Here is a 16,171-nt window from a genome sequence, read left to right as displayed (position 1 = left end):
ATGAGCACAGTAGGCCAAAAGGAACGTGCCACCCAAAACCGTGTGGTTGACTTTTTTCAACACCAATTGGGTTATCGCTATTTAGGCGATTGGAAGGACAAACAAGATAATCGCAATGTTGAAAGCCATATTCTAGCCAATTGGCTGCAAGACAGAGGCGTATCTGAACCCCTTATTAAGCGCGCATTACGTAAGTTAGATATTGCAACGGCGCTGGGTGAAGGTAAAAAACTGTTTGATGCCAACAAAGAGGTGTATCGCTTACTGCGTTATGGGGTTAAAGAGAAAGAGGGCGCTGGTGAGCAAAATCAAACCGTGTGGTTAATTGATTGGCTGAACCCAGAGGCTAATGATTTTGCTATTGCCGAAGAAGTGACGGTAAAAGGCGAACTAAAGAAACGGCCTGATCTTGTCATTTACGTCAATGGCATTGCCCTTGGGGTGATTGAATTAAAGCGCTCGTCTGTGTCTGTGAGTGAAGGTATTCGCCAAAATCTGGATAATCAAAAAAAGGCGTTTATTCGCAATTTTTTTACCACTATGCAGTTGGTGATGGCAGGTAATGATACCCAAGGTCTGCGTTACGGCACCATAGAAACCACTGAGAAATATTATTTAGAGTGGAAGGAATCACCAGGCGTGGATGCGCTTCCTCGCGAGCATATAGAATCCAAAACCATTCTTGATACTCACTTAGCACAACTGTGTGACAAGCAACGTTTTCTTGAATTAATCCATGACTTTATCGTGTTTGATGCTGGGGTTAAAAAGACCTGTCGCCACAATCAATTCTTTGGCATTCAAGCGGCTAAAAAGCATGTTGTTTCGCTAACGAACAATAAACAAGGCGGGATTATTTGGCACACTCAAGGTTCTGGCAAAAGCTTAACCATGGTGTGGCTTGCCAAGTGGATACGTGAAAATGTAAAAGATTCTAGGGTATTGATTGTTACTGATCGTACTGAGTTGGATGAACAAATCGAAAAAGTCTTTTCTGGTGTTGATGAAGAAATCTATCGAACTAAAAGTGGTCAAGACTTGGTACTCACACTCAATAAACCCAACCCTTGGCTATTATGCTCTTTGGTACATAAGTTTGGCCGAAACGGTGAGCTTATTGACGATGAAAATGATGATGCTGCAGCAACAGACTTTATCGATGCGATAACAGAATGTGTAACGGGTGATTTTAGTGCCAAAGGTAATTTGTTTGTGTTTGTTGATGAATGTCATCGAACTCAGTCTGGCAAGTTGCATACCGCGATGAAAGCGATTCTTCCACAGGCCATGTTTATCGGTTTTACCGGTACGCCACTGATGAAAAAAGATAAGAAGAAATCTTTAGAAGTGTTTGGCCCTTATATTCATACCTACAAATTTAATGAAGCGGTAAGTGACGGTGTGGTTTTGGATTTACGCTACGAAGCGAGAGACATTGACCAGCATTTAACCTCGCCTAAAAAAGTAGACCAATGGTTTGAAGCTAAAACAAAAGGCATTTCAAACCTGGCTAGAATGCAGCTTAAGCAAAAGTGGGGCACGATGCAAAAGGTGCTGTCGAGTAAGTCGCGTCTAGAACAAATTGTTAGCGATATTTTAATGGATATGGAAATCAAACCTGCCTTACTCTCTGGTAGAGGTAATGCCATGTTGGTTTGCGCCAGTGTTCATCAGGCTTGTGTGGTGTACGACCTTTTTAGCAAGACGGACTTAGCGGGTAAATGTGCCATTGTTACCAGCTATTTGCCAAGTGCGAGCACCATAAAAGGTGAAGAGTCTGGTGAGGGGCGAACTGAAAAGATATTTAAATATGAAACTTATCGCAAGATGCTAGCCGATTACTTTGAGCAAAGTGAAGATGAAGCCGCCAAACGAGTCGAAGAGTTTGAAATATCTGTAAAGCAGCGCTTTATTAAAGAACCTGGCCAAATGCGCTTATTGATTGTTGTCGATAAATTACTAACGGGTTTCGATGCGCCATCAGCGACTTATCTTTACATCGATAAAAATATGGCTGATCACAATTTGTTTCAGGCCATTTGTCGAGTTAACCGACTAGACGGAGAAGATAAAGAGTATGGCTATATTATCGATTATAAAGATTTATTCCGTTCACTCGATAAAGCGATTAAAGACTATACCGCAGAAGCATTTGATGGATACGACGAAGCCGATGTAGCGGGGCTGTTGAAAGACCGTTTAGTACAAGCCCGTGAAGACTTGGATAATGCATTAGAAACCGTGCGCGCATTATGTGAACCGGTAAAAGCACCTCGTAATACCAGAGATTTTATTCACTTCTTTTGTGGCGAATCCGGCGTAGAACCAACAGATGTAGATGAGCGAAGCGAAAAAGAGGCACTGCGTTTAACGCTGTATCAAGCTGTTGCTAAGTTATTAAGGGCTTATGCAAACCTAGCCAATGAAATGGAACAAGCAGGGTATTTGGCAGAGAATGCCGATAAGATTAAACAAGAAGTCATTTACTATGAGAAAGTGCGCGACGAAGTAAAACTGGCCAGTGGTGATTTACTTGAAATGAAGCGGTTTGAGCCTGCAATGCGTCAGCTATTAGACATGTACATCAGAGCGGATGACAGCGAACTGTTAATGGATTTTGAAGAGCTAGGCCTCATTGATTTGGTTGTGAATAATAATGGTGCGGGTCTAGGCGCTTTACCTGAAGATTTACGCAATGATGGTGAAGCAATGGCAGAAGCTATTGAGAATAACGTTCGTAAAACCATTGTTGATGAAAACCCGGTTAACCCAAAATATTTTGAACAAATGTCAGCATTACTTGATGAAATAATTAAACAGCGACGTGAAAAAGCCCTTAATTATCAAGAGTACTTAGAGCAAATTCGTGAATTAGCCAAAAAAGTGGTTAACCCAAGTGATAACAGAAGTTCAACGTATCCAAGCACCGTTGATTCGGCTGCGAAACAGGCACTTTATGATAATTTTGGCAATGATGAAACGCTTACTGCCAAAATAGATACCGCTGTACGCGAGACAAAAAAAGCAGAATGGTTAGGCGATAGATTTAAAGAACGAGAAATCGCTAATGCGGTTAGGCAAGAAACAGCTGGTTATGATGTAGATATAGAAACGGTGATGGCACTTATTAAGGCACAAAAGGAATACTATTAATGTCGTCTAGTGAGGTCATTCAGATTGGTGGCATTGAAGTGCAAGTCAATCGTAAGGCGATTAAAAATTTGCATTTAAGCGTATTGCCACCCAATGGACGAGTAAGAATGTCTGTGCCTATGGGTGCCAGTGAACAAGCCGTTCGTCTTGCGGTTATTAATAAATTGGCATGGATTAAGAAGCAGCAAGCGGATTTTGAGGCACAGCCTCGTCAATCAATTCGCGAAATGGTCAGTGGCGAAAGCCATTATCTATGGGGAAAACAACATCGCCTAGATATAGTAAAAACCTCTGGTAAACACAAAGTATCTATTAAAGGCAATAGCATCATTGAGTTACTAGTAGCGGATAATACAACAGCAGATAACCGATTGAAGTTATTGAATGGTTTATACCGTCAGCAAGTGCAAAAGACTATTTCCAAGTTGCTACCTTATTGGCAACAGAGACTGAATGTTGAACCGACAACTGTCGGCATTAAGAAAATGAAAACCAAATGGGGCAGCTGCAATATTGAAGCAAAAAGCCTGTGGATTAATTTGGAGTTAGCCAAAAAACCCGTGGAATGCATAGAGTTTATTCTGGTCCATGAATTGGTGCATTTAATTGAGCGTCATCATAATGAACGGTTCAAAGGGATTATGGATAAGCATCTTCCTAATTGGAGAGAAAGACGAAACTTATTAAACAGCTTGCCATTGGCATATGAAGATTGGAGTTACTAGACACCAGGCTTTATAAAGTAGGTCTAACGACAAAAAACATACCACAGGATTTTAAAAAGTCAGGTGGTAAAAACAGACAACAAAAAGCGCTCTGAATAGATGTTTGCACCGTAACAGGGCAAACAAATCGTTAATATCAATATAACTATCTGATTGTAAAAACTAAAACGCCAAAGTCACTAAGTGAGGCAAAAGTCATTTGGTATGACAAGCCACAAGATGTAGGGACGTTATAGTAATACACAAATATCCTATTTAACATAATATACATTGTGCGCAGTTATGTATGGGCGTGGTGATGGGGGCTATTTGTGCCTAAATGGCGCTTCTTCTGTGATTAAACTCGAATGGCCGTTGCAGTGCTCACATGCAATGAATAACGAATCGTATTGGTCATTGCATGACGGCTTATGACAATCATCATATTGTCGCTGGGGTTTATCTTGGACTTGCCCGTGACTACCTTTACTCGAGTGTTGAACCGCTACTGCGCCAGAATGTGAAACGATTTGTTGTGGCGCCCGTATAAAAGATTCAATGCTTTATCAGTATCATAAGTACGCTCAGCCATATTACAGCGCTTGAGAAAGGATATGAATGTGACTAAGACTACACCAAGACTTTGGCCTCGTTATTAGACTCCACTAGTGATGAATGACAACTGATGTTCTGACAATGAATTCTGTTCTGACAACACCACAGGCACAGCTGCCAAATAATCTGTTTGCTTGCTTTATCTAAGCATTGAATGTCGGCGGCACATAAGTGACCTTCGTTAATCAACTGTGCAATTTTATGCTCACTTAAACCAATATTAACGTTTTTCATATTCATCCCCATCCGAGTCATTAATCTATTATATGTATTTGAGAATGATTATCAAATGCATTTATCTAACTTTAAAATAGTTTTGTTTTTAAATTCATTTTGTTTTATTAATTAATATCTGGTCTACACTTAATCTGAGTTAAAAAATAGATTCGTCTTCACAATTTTCGGTAAGAGAGGTGAGCAAATGCTTTTTGATATTGGGAAGAAAAAACCTTTGTTTTCAGAAAGAACCGATAAAGACCAACCACCATCGCTTCCACCTTGGAAAATTCTAATTGTTGACGATGAACCAGATATTCATTCAGTGACTAAACTGGCACTATCTCGGTTTAAGTTAGATGGGCGATCGCTGGTATTTATAAATGCTTACAGTGGGTTGCAAGCTAAGGAGTTGTTACAACATGAAAATGATATTGCGATAGCATTTATCGATGTTGTGATGGAAAGTGATCATGCAGGGTTAGAGTTAATTAAATGGATCCGTGAAGATTTTAATAATCGAACCATGAGGATTATTTTACGTACCGGCCAACCTGGCCAGGCACCAGAAGAAGATGTGATTGTTAATTACGATATCAATGACTATAAAGCAAAAGCTGAACTTGATGCCCGCAAGTTAATGACCAGCGTGTACTCTGCCCTGCGCTCTTATCGCGATATTATGGAAATTGAGCAAGCCAGAATATCCCAGGCACAACATCGGCAAGGTTTAGAAAGGGTTTTACAAGCAACATCTGGTTTATTTGAGCTACGTACCTTACACCGTTTTGCTGATGGATTATTGAATCAAGTGGCATCGCTACTTAATTTAAGTAATGAGACTCTTTTGTTAACCTGTAATGCAATTGATGCAATGAGTGGCCATGTTGACAGTAAAAATTTTGAAATTCTTGCCGGTACAGGCCGCTTTCAAGGTTGTGATGAAACAGCATTACCTGAAGATATTATCTCGTTACTCAATAAAGCATTAGATGAGAGAAAATGTCTTTATGAAAATAATTGCTTTATTGGCTATTTTCCAACCAAGTCAAGTCAATGGATTAATATTTTATATATGGACGGCATTGATAAAATTAGTGACCTTGATAAGAAGCTTGTTGATATTTTTGCTATCAATGTGGGGGTGGCATTTGAGAACTTACTATTGAATCAAGAGGTCGAAGATACGCAATCTGAGTTAATCCTGCGTCTTGGTGATGTGGTTGAAAGCCGCTCTAAGGAAGCCGCAAATCATGTTAAACGTATGGCTGAATATTGCTATGAGTTAGCGCTATTGGCTGGATTATCAGAAAGAGACGCTGATTTAATTAAACGCGCTTCCCCTATGCATGATGTTGGCAAAATTGCCACCCCAGATTACGTGCTGCTTAAACCCGGTAAATTGGATGGTGATGAATGGGATATTATGAAGCAACACCCTACTATTGGTTATCAAATTTTAGCTAATTCAGAGCGACCTATTTTAAAAGCCGCGGCAATTATATCCTTACAACATCATGAAAAATATGACGGTTCAGGTTACCCCCAAGGTATTTCAGGCACGGATATTCATATTTTTGCTAGAATTGTGGCTATTGCTGACGTGTTTGATGCATTAGCGCATAAACGGTGCTACAAGGAAGCCTGGCCTTTAGATGAGGTATTAGCAGAAATGAGAAGGAATTCTGCCAGCCATTTTGATCCCGACTTATTAACCTTGTTTATTGATAACATAACAATATTTGAAAGTATAAAAACACATTGGTTAGATTGTTAATTAGCTGATTTGTGTTGCGCATCAGCAAGAAAATCGAACCAAACAGAACGAGAAATACCTTCATGTTCAAATGACACGTTTGCACGCCAAACCATATAATTGCTGCTGCAAGAACCGTATATCAATTGAGCATCAAATGATTGAGAGTTGGTCTTTTGTAAAAAGACCGGAATAATACCCATAAACATATCACGTCCTTCCACTGTCATTTTGACATCTGTGACCGGGGTTGAAAATTGTATTGAAAGATCTATTGGTGATTCACTTGGTGCATTTGGCTGCTTAAATGTTAGCTGAACTTCAACATTATCAACTTTCTGATTACAAGACCCCGTATAAAAGTCGCACAAACTGGTATCGGCTTTAAAAGATGATTCAACTTCAACTTTATTGGAGTCGCATGCTATTAAAAAACATAGTGAAAATAAAAAAATACCTAAAAGTGACTTCTCTAGCACAATATTTAACCTAATTATTCAAATTGATAACATTATCTTTCAGACATTGATCTAGATCAAGATTCTACACTCGAGTTAAGTTTCTTTTTTGATCTAGCTCAAGTATCATTGCACCACCACGCGTTTGATAGCTATTTCGCGTGTCAACACCTTGACAGTACTTGATAAACAAGACAGTAAGTCTTATTTAAGCAGATATTGTCTACTCAACCGGTAAAGTCTAACTTTGCCAATAAGTAATAAGCCGTGGAAGCATTATGATGAACCATTCCCAGTCTACAGGCGCTGATTACAATTACACTATTGTCCGCCAATTTGCCTTAACCACAGTTTTGTGGGGTATTGTTGGTATGTCAGTAGGTGTATTGATTGCTGCTCAGTTAATCTGGCCGCAACTGAACTTCGACACGCCTTGGTTAACGTATAGTCGTTTACGACCACTACACACCAATGCCGTAATTTTCGCGTTCGGTACTTCAGCTCTTTTCGCTACATCCTACTATGTTGTACAACGTACCTGTCAAACCCGTTTATTTGCGCCTAAATTAGCCGCATTTACTTTCTGGGGTTGGCAATTAATTATTCTATCTGCTGCGATAACATTACCTATGGGTTTCACCCAGGGTAAAGAGTATGCTGAATTAGAGTGGCCTATTGATATCGCGATTACCATTGTTTGGGTATCTTATGCGATAGTCTTTTTTGGCACTATTGTTAAAAGAACGACCTCGCACATTTATGTGGCGAACTGGTTCTTTGGCGCATTCATCATAACGGTTGCGGTGTTACACATTGTTAACTCAATGGCGGTTCCTGTGAGTCTGACTAAGTCATACTCAATTTACTCAGGAGCAGTAGATGCAATGGTGCAATGGTGGTATGGCCATAATGCGGTTGGTTTCTTATTAACAGCGGGTTTCCTTGGTATGATGTATTACTTCGTACCTAAGCAAGCTGGGCGTCCTGTTTATTCATATCGCCTATCAATCGTTCATTTTTGGGCTTTGATAGCATTGTATATTTGGGCCGGTCCTCACCACTTACATTACACCGCTTTACCTGACTGGACTCAGTCTTTAGGTATGGTGATGTCGTTAATTTTGTTCGCACCTTCTTGGGGCGGAATGATTAACGGTATTATGACGTTATCAGGCGCATGGCATAAACTGCGTACTGATCCCGTGCTTCGTTTCCTTGTTGTGTCATTATCTTTCTATGGTATGTCTACCTTTGAAGGCCCAATGATGGCAATTAAAACCGTTAATGCGTTATCTCATTATACCGACTGGACTGTAGGTCACGTTCACTCTGGCGCATTGGGCTGGGTAGCTATGGTTTCTATCGGTTCTTTATATCATTTAATACCTGTGTTATTTAGCCACGGTCGTATGTACAGCACTAATTTAGTCAACGTGCATTTCTGGCTAGCAACAATTGGTACTGTGTTATATATCGTTTCTATGTGGATTTCTGGTGTGATGCAAGGTCTGATGTGGCGTGCAGTTAACTCTGACGGTACATTGACTTATAGCTTTGTTGAAAGCTTAGAAGCATCTTATCCTTTCTACTTCGTTCGCTTTATTGGTGGTGTATTCTTCTTAACAGGTATGTTCATTATGGCATACAACGTAATACGTACTGTTAAAGCACCTAAAGATTCATTGCCAGCACTTGCTGAAGCAAAAGCATAAGGAGCAGATACGATGAAATTTAGTCATGAGTTAATTGAAAAAAATGTCGGTTTGCTCGGTATATTTACTGTTATCGCCATTAGTTTTGGTGGTTTAGTGCAAATTACCCCGCTTATCTTTCAAAAAGATACCACTGAGCCAGTAGAAGGATTAATTCCTTATACTGCATTACAGATTGAAGGTCGCGATATATACGTTCGTGAAGGTTGTTATAACTGTCACAGCCAAATGATCCGTCCTTTACGTGCCGAAACTGAGCGTTACGGTCACTATTCTGTTGCTGGTGAATCTGTTTGGGATCACCCTTTCCAATGGGGTTCTAAACGTACAGGTCCTGATCTTGCACGTGTTGGTGGTCGTTATAGCGACAAATGGCATGAAGTGCATTTAATCAATCCTCGCGATGTGGTACCTCAGTCAAATATGCCAGGTTTTCCTTGGCTTATGGATAATATCTTAGACGGTAAGTTGACCCAGAAGAAAATGGAAATTTTAAGTAATTTTCATCCTGAAGATAAACTTTACACCGAAGAAGAACTGGCCGGTGCTCAAAAAGCGGTTGAAGGCAAAACAGAAATGGATGCACTAATCGCATACTTACAGTCTTTGGGTCACGCACTCAAGTAGGAGGTAATGATGGATTACGGCACTTTTCAAGGCATTTTAACCATTATTGTAATGGTGACGTTTGTGGGTATTTTTTTCTGGGCATACAGTAAGCACAGCAAGTCGAAATTTGACGAAGCGGCTAACTTAGTATTCGCAGATGATGAAAAACCAACAAAGTCGCAAGACTCAGGAGAGCAGAAGTAATGATTATGAGTAACTTCTGGAGTATTTGGATTACCGTACTCACACTAATCGTGATTGCAGGCTGTTTTTTCATCCTTCGTAAAATGTCGCAAAATAATACCGGCATTGAAGAAGGCGAATCAATGGGCCATAGTTTCGATGGTATTGAAGAGCTCAATAACCCACTACCTAAGTGGTGGGCTTATATGTTCTATATTACTATCGTTTTTGGTCTGATTTATTTAGCCATGTACCCAGGACTTGGTAACTATAAAGGCCTATTTGGCTGGACCAGTTCAAACCAAAGCATTGGTACAGAACAAGGTATAAAAATTGATTCTGCCGCTGCGTTGGAAGCTGCAAAAGCTGAAAACCGTTTATCTCAGTATGACCGTGAAGTGGCACATGCTGACGAAAAATACGGCCCAATTTTTGATGCCTATTTAGCGACACCTTTAGAAGAGCTAGTAAAAAATGAAGAAGCACTGAAAGTAGGTGGTCGTCTATTTTTACAAAACTGTTCGCAATGTCATGGTTCAGATGCCCGTGGTTCAAAGGGCTTCCCTAACCTTACAGATAAAGACTGGCTGTATGGCGGTGAATTAACAGACATTAAGACTACATTGATGAATGGTCGTAATGGCATGATGCCCCCTAAAGGTGGTTTACCCATTGAAGAAAGCGAGTTTAAAGGCTTAGCTGAATATGTGGTTAAGCTGTCTGGTGGTGAACATGATGAAACACTTGCTGCGCAAGGCCAAGGTTCATTTATGAAAGGCTGTTTTGCTTGTCATGGTATGGACGGTGGCGGTAATAAGTTCATCGGTGCGCCTAACTTAACTGACAATATTTGGTTATATGGTAGTAGTCGTGGTGATATTATTCATACGATACAATACGGTCGTGCTGGTGTGATGCCAGCATGGAAAGACATATTAGGTGAAGAGAAAGTTCACGTAATTACTGCTTACGTATATAGTTTATCAAACAAATAGTTACATAACTGTAATAGTGAAGGCCTCGTCTCAAACGAGGCCTTTTTTTTAAGTGATAATTAAGCAGTTAACCTGTAAAATAGTCTTATAGAAATCAGACTAACTTAGGAATCCCCATGTCAGATATTCAACCCTGGTATAAGCAGTTTTGGCCTTGGTTTTTAATCATATTGCCACTTTGTGCCGTTGTTGCCAGCTTTAACTTATTGTATATCGCCTTAGATAACTCTGACTCATTAGTGGCAGAAGAATACTACAAAGAAGGTAAAGCCATTAACCAAGATTTACGTAAAATAAACCATGCAAAAAAAATTGGTATGCAGTATTTGGCGAAAATTAATGACAATATGATTGAGATAACCCAGCACGGAGGCCCCGCCTATACTGCTGCTTTGAGTATCAATTTTTATCACAGAACGCTTGAAACACAAGATATTGATTTAAAAGTGACTGCTGATGGTTCAGGTATTTATCGGATCCCGCTAGATGAGTCTATTATGGGCCCTTGGGAAATTCGTATTGAAGGTTTTGATGCTACATGGCGCATTCAGCAACGTATAGATATAACAGATAACGTTGAGTATTGGTTAAACTAACCCGAGCTGTGCCTAATGACATCATGTTTTCATTGTAATGAACCGGTTTTAACCGCAGATAAATTCACCACACTCATTGATGGGCAAGTACAACTAATGTGCTGCCCAGGTTGTCAGGCCGTTTCTCAAGCGATTATCGATGCAGGATTAACTAACTATTATCGATTTAGAAGTGAGCCAGGCAATAAGCAAAGTGCGCTCATTCCCGAGGGATTAAATCAATTCAGTGCTTATGATTTACCCGAAGTACAGCAGGATTTAGTACACCAACAGGGTACCCTTAAAAGCCTATCTTTATCTATTGATGGTATAACATGCGCTGCGTGTGCCTGGCTAATTGAGCATAAAGTTAAAACCTTATCAGGTGTTGCCAGCATTAATGTTAACTCAACTACTCAACGCGCCATAGTAACATGGCATGCAGGCGATGTTGAGTTAAGTCATATATTAAAACAAATCAGCGACATTGGTTATCAGGCGGCACCTTATCAAGTTGATGACCAAGAAAAACTCAGTAAAGCTGAAAGCAGAAAATTTTTGCTGCGTTTAGGTTTAGCGGGTTTTGCAACCATGCAGGTCATGATGTTTGCCCTCGCCTTATATTCAGGCTATTTTTCAGCTTTAGATGTAGAACTTAGGGATTACTTTCGCTGGGTAAGCATGATATTTGCCGCTCCGGTAGTATTCTACTCTGCACAGCCTTTTTATTTTAGCGCTATTCGCAGCCTACTGTTAGGTAAATTGAACATGGACTTATCTGTGTCTATTGCCATTGCAGGTGCTTATATAGCAAGTTGCATTGCAACGGTTAATGGTAATGGCGAAGTGTATTTTGAATCTGTTTCTATGTTTACCTTCTTTTTGTTATTGGGGCGCTACTTCGAGCAGCAAGCAAAACAAAAAGCATCTGTTAGCTCAAGTAACTTACATAAGCTGGTACCTGTCACTGCACATGTTATGCAAGATGGACAAGCAATAGAGGTTGCAGCAAAAAGACTTAAAGTGGGCGATATTATATTAGTTCGCCCTGGCGATATTGTTGCGGCAGACGGTATCATTACTAAAGGTTTATCAAGTCTTAATGAATCTATGCTCACAGGTGAGCAAATGCCGGTGTTAAAGCAAACTAATCAGCAGGTTTATGCAGGAACAATCAATGTTGACCAGCCAATTGAAGTTGAAGTGACTGCATTAGGCCAAGATCAATTAGTTGCTGAAATTATTCGATTACAAGAGTTTGCCTCTAATAATAAGCCTAACATTGCCTTATTAGCAGATAGATTAGCCCGCTATTTTTCGGCCACTATTTTAACTATTGCTACCTTCACCTATTTTATTTGGCTACAAATTTCACCTGAGGATGCATTTTGGGTGACCCTATCTGTTTTAGTGGCTACTTGCCCATGTGCACTTGCGCTAGCCACGCCAACAGCAGTGACCTGTGCCACAGCAATTTTTACTAAATTAGGCATTATTACTCGAAAGTCCGGTGTATTTGAAAAACTGCCTAACATCAATCATGTCGTATTTGATAAAACAGGCACATTGACATGCGGTAAACTGTCGCTGGGCTCTGTGCAATTATTTGCAGATATTGATCAAAGCAGTGCTTTATCTTTAGCGGCTACATTAGAGCAAGGTTCATTGCACCCTATTGCGCAGGTGTTTATCCCTTACCACGATATTAATCAGGTTATTGATGACATACGTCATGAAGTAGGCCAAGGTGTTCAAGGGTATTTAAAAGGCAGGCCCATTAAGTTAGGGTCATTAGCTTTTTGTTTGCAAGCAACTGAACATCTGCCTAATCAGAAAAGTGTTGAGCATCAACATGTGTATTTAAGTATTGCTAATGCGTTGGTGGCTTCATTTGAATTAAACGATGACATTAGGCCTGACAGTCAAAAAGTGATTCAAACCTTAAAAGATCAATCTATTGGGGTAAGTATGGCGACAGGAGACAGCTCTGGTCATGCTAACTTCTTAGCCAAGCGGCTTAGTATTACTGATGTGCATTCAGGACTGAGCCCACAATCAAAGTTAGATTTAATTAACCAGTTACAGCAAACCAAACAAGTTGCCATGTTTGGTGATGGAATAAATGATGCTCCGGTTTTAGCTGGAGCGAATATTTCGGTTGCAATGGGAAGTGGCAGCGCAATAGCCAAAAACAGTGCCGATCTAATCTTGCTTGGCGACCACCTCTCCCGTTTCAATGACGCTATTACAGTATCAAAATATACCAATCGAATTATTAAACAAAACTTAGCGTGGGCTTTTGGGTATAATGTGATTATTTTACCGCTTGCGGTCACTGGACATGTGGTGCCTTATATTGCCGCTATCGGTATGTCGGTAAGTTCTATCATTGTTGTTAGTAACAGTTTACGACTGCTAAGGCTTAAATTATGACTATTATTTATGTATTAATCCCGATTGCGATGGTATTTGTATTAATTGCAGTGGGTGTATTTTTTTGGGCCGTTAAAAGTGAACAATTTGACGATCTGGACAGACAAAGTGTGTCGATTTTATTTGATGATGACAATCAGCAACAAGCTAAACAGCTCTCACATTCCGATAACGCCAAACATAAAGACAGTGATGAAAAACCAGAGACTCCTTTGTGATTGAATTTAACTTCGTTGGTGCATTTCTAGTAGGTTTAATGGGCGCGGCACATTGCTTTGGCATGTGTGGTGGCTTGATAGGTGCTTTTTCAGCTAACCTTCCTAATCGTGCAGGTAATCAGCTGGCAAATCAGTTAAGTTTTTTGCTGAGTTATAATCTTGGCCGCATCACAAGCTATACCATTGCAGGAAGTATTGTCGGCGGTAGCACTGCAGCACTTGGCGCAATGTTTGCGGTCGACGACTACCTTTTATATTTGCGCTTTTTTGCCGGTATTATGATGATTATTACCGGTTTATACATTGCTCAAATTTGGTTTGGTATTGTTTATATTGAAAAAATAGGTAAAGGTTTATGGGCGGTAATACAACCTTTAACAAAGAAGGTTCTACCTATTCAGCACCCTAGCCAAGCCATACTTGCGGGTATGGTTTGGGGCTGGTTACCCTGTGGTTTAGTTTACAGTACATTGACTTGGTCAGTGGCTTCAGGCAGTGCACTTCAAGGTGGGCTTATTATGCTAGCTTTTGGCTTAGGCACCCTACCTGCATTGTTAACTGCAGGACTTGCAGCAAAAAAATTAGCAAATTGGGTACAGAGAAAATCGGTAAGAATCATAAGTGGCTTATTACTGATTGGTTTTGGTTTACAGACTATCTACGTCGCTATTTATCAACTTTAGTGGCTGGCCAATTTGATTTAGTTTACCATGATATTGTTGATATGATTTAGGAACCATTATGCCAAGTGATCAAAACAAAGTTCGTCGTCCAAATTCTGGAGGTAATGCTATTCATTGTCATGACTGTAGCATGTCGACACTTTGCATTCCTTTCACATTGAATGATTCAGAACTCGATAAACTGGATAATATTATCGAACGTAAAAAACCGGTTCAAAAAGGCGACCAAATTTTTAAATCCGGCGACAACTTACGGGCGCTATACGCTATTCGCTCCGGTACAATTAAAAGCTATACCATTACCGAACAAGGTGATGAACAAATTACCGGTTTTCATCTAGCGGGTGACGTTATTGGGTTTGATGGCATTCACTCGCAAATTCATCAAAGTTTTGCTCAAGCATTAGAAACATCTATGGTATGTGAAATTCCTTACGATACCTTAGATGAACTGTCAGGTGTTATGCCCAAATTACGCCAACAAATTATGCGTTTAATGAGCAGTGAAATCATGAGCGATCAAGAAATGATTTTATTGTTATCCAAGAAAAATGCTGAAGAACGTCTTGCGGCCTTTATTAATAATTTAGCCAATCGTTTTGGTAGTCGTGGTTTTTCACCTAAAGAATTTAGACTCACCATGACTCGTGGTGATATTGGTAATTATCTGGGTTTAACGGTTGAAACCATAAGCCGTTTATTAGGCCGTTTTCAAAAATCCGGTCTCATTGAAGTTAATGGTAAATACATTTCAATAGTGGATCATCAAGCATTAGGATTGCTGGCAGGACATGCGCGGATCGCCACTTAATGATGATTATTTGATCTAGTTCAAGTTATGTTAATGAGTAAAAGGTGATACTAATATATATTACTAACTCACTAAATTTAAAGGCTTTGGAGGTTATATGAAGGAATATAAAAAAATACTGGTTATTATTAACCCTACAACAGACCATCAAGCAGCACTAGACAGAGCCATTGAGCTAGCCTCAAAAAGCCAAGCTAAGATTACCGCTTTCTTATCTATTTTTGATTTCTCCTACGAAATGACTTCAATACTGTCAGCCCAAGAGAGAGAAGCCATGCGACAAGGTGTTATTGACCAACGCACCGCATGGCTAAATGAGCTAATTTTACAAACAAACAATCCTGATATTATTGATTGCCAGGTTGTTTGGCATAACCGCCCTTTCGAATCTGTCATTAATCATGCTATCGCTGGGGATTACGACTTAATTGTTAAAAGCACACACGCACATGACAAACTGAAGGCGGTTATTTTTACCCCGACAGATTGGCATCTTATGCGTAAAGCCCCGCAACCGGTATTAATGGTAAAAGAACACGCTTGGCCAGTTGCAGGAAAAATCCTCTGTGCCGTTAATGTCGCATCAGAAGATGAAGATCAGCAAAATTTAAACGGCAAGATTATCCGTTATGCACAAGACTTAGCGGTTAAGTTTTCCGCCGAAGTTCATCTGGTCAATGGCTATCCCGGTACGCCGGTTAACCTTGCTATTGAACTACCAGACTTTGATGCCAATGCCTATAACGACAGTGTTAGAGTCCAGCATGAAGAACGTGTTCGTTATATTGCCCAAGAATACAATATTGATTATGAAAATTGTCATGTTGAAGAAGGATTACCAGAGGATGTTATTCCAGAACTTGCTGAAAAACTGGATGCTGAATTAGTTATTTTAGGCACAGTTGGCCGTACTGGTTTTTCAGCCGCATTAATAGGTAATACTGCTGAACATGTTATTGATAGCTTAAATTGTGATTTATTAGCGCTCAAACCCGACGGTTACAAATCACCTTTAGCTGAATAACTCAGGCTATCTTTGAGTTCTACTTT

16 protein-coding genes are annotated in these 16,171 nt (G+C 39.9%); 14 read left to right on the top strand and 2 right to left on the bottom strand.

Features of this window, described 5'->3' with window-relative positions:
• The 3 genes from ACRWQM_RS08645 (at position 1) to ACRWQM_RS08635 (ending at position 4,407) form a co-directional block, all read left to right on the top strand.
• Positions 1 to 3,153, top strand: coding sequence for a type I restriction endonuclease subunit R (locus ACRWQM_RS08645; protein WP_434931874.1), 3,153 nt, complete (start codon positions 1 to 3; stop codon positions 3,151 to 3,153).
• Positions 3,153 to 3,878, top strand: a complete 726-nt coding sequence (locus ACRWQM_RS08640) for a M48 family metallopeptidase (RefSeq protein WP_434931873.1) — start codon at positions 3,153 to 3,155, stop codon at positions 3,876 to 3,878. Before ACRWQM_RS08645 ends, ACRWQM_RS08640 begins: the two co-directional genes overlap by 1 nt.
• 400 nt (positions 3,879 to 4,278) lie before the next feature.
• Positions 4,279 to 4,407 carry a hypothetical protein gene (locus ACRWQM_RS08635; protein ID WP_264177942.1) on the top strand — a complete coding sequence of 43 codons (129 nt, stop codon included), beginning with the start codon at positions 4,279 to 4,281 and terminating at the stop codon, positions 4,405 to 4,407.
• An 80-nt stretch (positions 4,408 to 4,487) separates the two neighbouring features.
• On the opposite strand, the gene ACRWQM_RS08630 is transcribed toward ACRWQM_RS08635, so the two are convergent.
• Positions 4,488 to 4,706 carry a hypothetical protein gene (locus tag ACRWQM_RS08630; protein ID WP_434926147.1) on the bottom strand — a complete coding sequence of 73 codons (219 nt, stop codon included), beginning with the start codon at positions 4,704 to 4,706 and terminating at the stop codon, positions 4,488 to 4,490.
• 187 nt (positions 4,707 to 4,893) lie between these two features.
• Here ACRWQM_RS08630 and ACRWQM_RS08625 point away from each other — a divergent pair, with 187 nt between their 5' ends.
• Positions 4,894 to 6,465 (top strand): DUF3369 domain-containing protein, encoded by a 1,572-nt coding sequence (locus ACRWQM_RS08625; RefSeq protein ID WP_434931872.1) that lies wholly within the window; start codon positions 4,894 to 4,896, stop codon positions 6,463 to 6,465.
• On the opposite strand, the gene ACRWQM_RS08620 is transcribed toward ACRWQM_RS08625, so the two are convergent.
• Positions 6,462 to 6,923 carry a hypothetical protein gene (locus ACRWQM_RS08620; RefSeq protein ID WP_434931871.1) on the bottom strand — a complete coding sequence of 154 codons (462 nt, stop codon included), beginning with the start codon at positions 6,921 to 6,923 and terminating at the stop codon, positions 6,462 to 6,464. The two genes, ACRWQM_RS08625 and ACRWQM_RS08620, sit on opposite strands and share 4 nt — an antisense overlap.
• A gap of 257 nt (positions 6,924 to 7,180) precedes the next feature.
• Here ACRWQM_RS08620 and ccoN point away from each other — a divergent pair, with 257 nt between their 5' ends.
• The 10 genes from ccoN to uspE all read left to right on the top strand — a co-directional run bounded on the left by ccoN (position 7,181) and on the right by uspE (position 16,145).
• Positions 7,181 to 8,614 carry a cytochrome-c oxidase, cbb3-type subunit I gene (gene ccoN, locus ACRWQM_RS08615; RefSeq protein WP_434926149.1) on the top strand — a complete coding sequence of 478 codons (1,434 nt, stop codon included), beginning with the start codon at positions 7,181 to 7,183 and terminating at the stop codon, positions 8,612 to 8,614.
• Between the two features lie 12 nt (positions 8,615 to 8,626).
• A complete protein-coding gene (gene ccoO, locus ACRWQM_RS08610) occupies positions 8,627 to 9,241 on the top strand; it encodes a cytochrome-c oxidase, cbb3-type subunit II (protein ID WP_226415776.1) in 615 nt (204 codons plus the stop codon).
• A 9-nt stretch (positions 9,242 to 9,250) separates the two neighbouring features.
• Complete coding sequence (locus ACRWQM_RS08605) at positions 9,251 to 9,427, top strand: cbb3-type cytochrome oxidase subunit 3 (RefSeq protein WP_226415775.1); 177 nt, start codon at positions 9,251 to 9,253, stop codon at positions 9,425 to 9,427.
• 5 nt (positions 9,428 to 9,432) lie between these two features.
• On the top strand, positions 9,433 to 10,401 hold the full coding sequence (ccoP, locus tag ACRWQM_RS08600) for a cytochrome-c oxidase, cbb3-type subunit III (protein ID WP_434931870.1): 969 nt from the start codon (positions 9,433 to 9,435) through the stop codon (positions 10,399 to 10,401).
• A 116-nt stretch (positions 10,402 to 10,517) separates the two neighbouring features.
• Positions 10,518 to 10,997, top strand: coding sequence for a FixH family protein (locus ACRWQM_RS08595; RefSeq protein WP_434931869.1), 480 nt, complete (start codon positions 10,518 to 10,520; stop codon positions 10,995 to 10,997).
• A gap of 15 nt (positions 10,998 to 11,012) precedes the next feature.
• On the top strand, positions 11,013 to 13,409 hold the full coding sequence (locus ACRWQM_RS08590; protein WP_434931868.1) for a heavy metal translocating P-type ATPase: 2,397 nt from the start codon (positions 11,013 to 11,015) through the stop codon (positions 13,407 to 13,409).
• Positions 13,406 to 13,627: a cbb3-type cytochrome oxidase assembly protein CcoS gene (gene ccoS, locus ACRWQM_RS08585; protein ID WP_434926153.1), complete on the top strand. Its 222-nt coding sequence runs from the start codon at positions 13,406 to 13,408 to the stop codon at positions 13,625 to 13,627. The genes ACRWQM_RS08590 and ccoS overlap by 4 nt, the downstream gene beginning before the upstream one ends.
• Positions 13,624 to 14,310 carry a sulfite exporter TauE/SafE family protein gene (locus ACRWQM_RS08580; RefSeq protein WP_434926154.1) on the top strand — a complete coding sequence of 229 codons (687 nt, stop codon included), beginning with the start codon at positions 13,624 to 13,626 and terminating at the stop codon, positions 14,308 to 14,310. Before ccoS ends, ACRWQM_RS08580 begins: the two co-directional genes overlap by 4 nt.
• A 58-nt stretch (positions 14,311 to 14,368) precedes the next feature.
• Positions 14,369 to 15,121: an electron transport transcriptional regulator EtrA gene (etrA, locus tag ACRWQM_RS08575; protein ID WP_434926155.1), complete on the top strand. Its 753-nt coding sequence runs from the start codon at positions 14,369 to 14,371 to the stop codon at positions 15,119 to 15,121.
• 97 nt (positions 15,122 to 15,218) lie between these two features.
• Complete coding sequence (gene uspE / locus ACRWQM_RS08570) at positions 15,219 to 16,145, top strand: universal stress protein UspE (RefSeq protein ID WP_434931867.1); 927 nt, start codon at positions 15,219 to 15,221, stop codon at positions 16,143 to 16,145.
• Positions 16,146 to 16,171 lie beyond the last annotated feature (26 nt).

Origin of the sequence: Shewanella sp. HL-SH5 (genome assembly GCF_051163755.1) — a bacterium.
In the GTDB taxonomy this organism is placed as follows: domain Bacteria; phylum Pseudomonadota; class Gammaproteobacteria; order Enterobacterales; family Shewanellaceae; genus Shewanella; species Shewanella glacialimarina.
The sequence above is the reverse complement of the archived record's forward strand: the minus strand, read 5'-3'. Positions and strand labels throughout refer to the sequence as shown.

Bases quoted from the DNA above. Each gene is read 5' to 3' on its own strand.
- ACRWQM_RS08590 (WP_434931868.1), top strand. From the start codon at position 11,013: ATGACATCATGTTTTCATTGTAATGAACCGGTTTTAACCGCAGATAAA.
- etrA (WP_434926155.1), top strand. From the start codon at position 14,369: ATGCCAAGTGATCAAAACAAAGTTCGTCGTCCAAATTCTGGAGGTAAT.
- ccoS (WP_434926153.1), top strand. From the start codon at position 13,406: ATGACTATTATTTATGTATTAATCCCGATTGCGATGGTATTTGTATTA.
- ccoO (WP_226415776.1), top strand. From the start codon at position 8,627: ATGAAATTTAGTCATGAGTTAATTGAAAAAAATGTCGGTTTGCTCGGT.
- ccoP (WP_434931870.1), top strand. From the start codon at position 9,433: ATGAGTAACTTCTGGAGTATTTGGATTACCGTACTCACACTAATCGTG.
- ACRWQM_RS08595 (WP_434931869.1), top strand. From the start codon at position 10,518: ATGTCAGATATTCAACCCTGGTATAAGCAGTTTTGGCCTTGGTTTTTA.
- ACRWQM_RS08640 (WP_434931873.1), top strand. From the start codon at position 3,153: ATGTCGTCTAGTGAGGTCATTCAGATTGGTGGCATTGAAGTGCAAGTC.
- ACRWQM_RS08605 (WP_226415775.1), top strand. From the start codon at position 9,251: ATGGATTACGGCACTTTTCAAGGCATTTTAACCATTATTGTAATGGTG.
- ACRWQM_RS08625 (WP_434931872.1), top strand. From the start codon at position 4,894: ATGCTTTTTGATATTGGGAAGAAAAAACCTTTGTTTTCAGAAAGAACC.
- ccoN (WP_434926149.1), top strand. From the start codon at position 7,181: ATGATGAACCATTCCCAGTCTACAGGCGCTGATTACAATTACACTATT.
- ACRWQM_RS08635 (WP_264177942.1), top strand. From the start codon at position 4,279: ATGACGGCTTATGACAATCATCATATTGTCGCTGGGGTTTATCTTGGA.
- ACRWQM_RS08630 (WP_434926147.1), bottom strand. From the start codon at position 4,706: ATGAAAAACGTTAATATTGGTTTAAGTGAGCATAAAATTGCACAGTTG.
- ACRWQM_RS08645 (WP_434931874.1), top strand. From the start codon at position 1: ATGAGCACAGTAGGCCAAAAGGAACGTGCCACCCAAAACCGTGTGGTT.
- uspE (WP_434931867.1), top strand. From the start codon at position 15,219: ATGAAGGAATATAAAAAAATACTGGTTATTATTAACCCTACAACAGAC.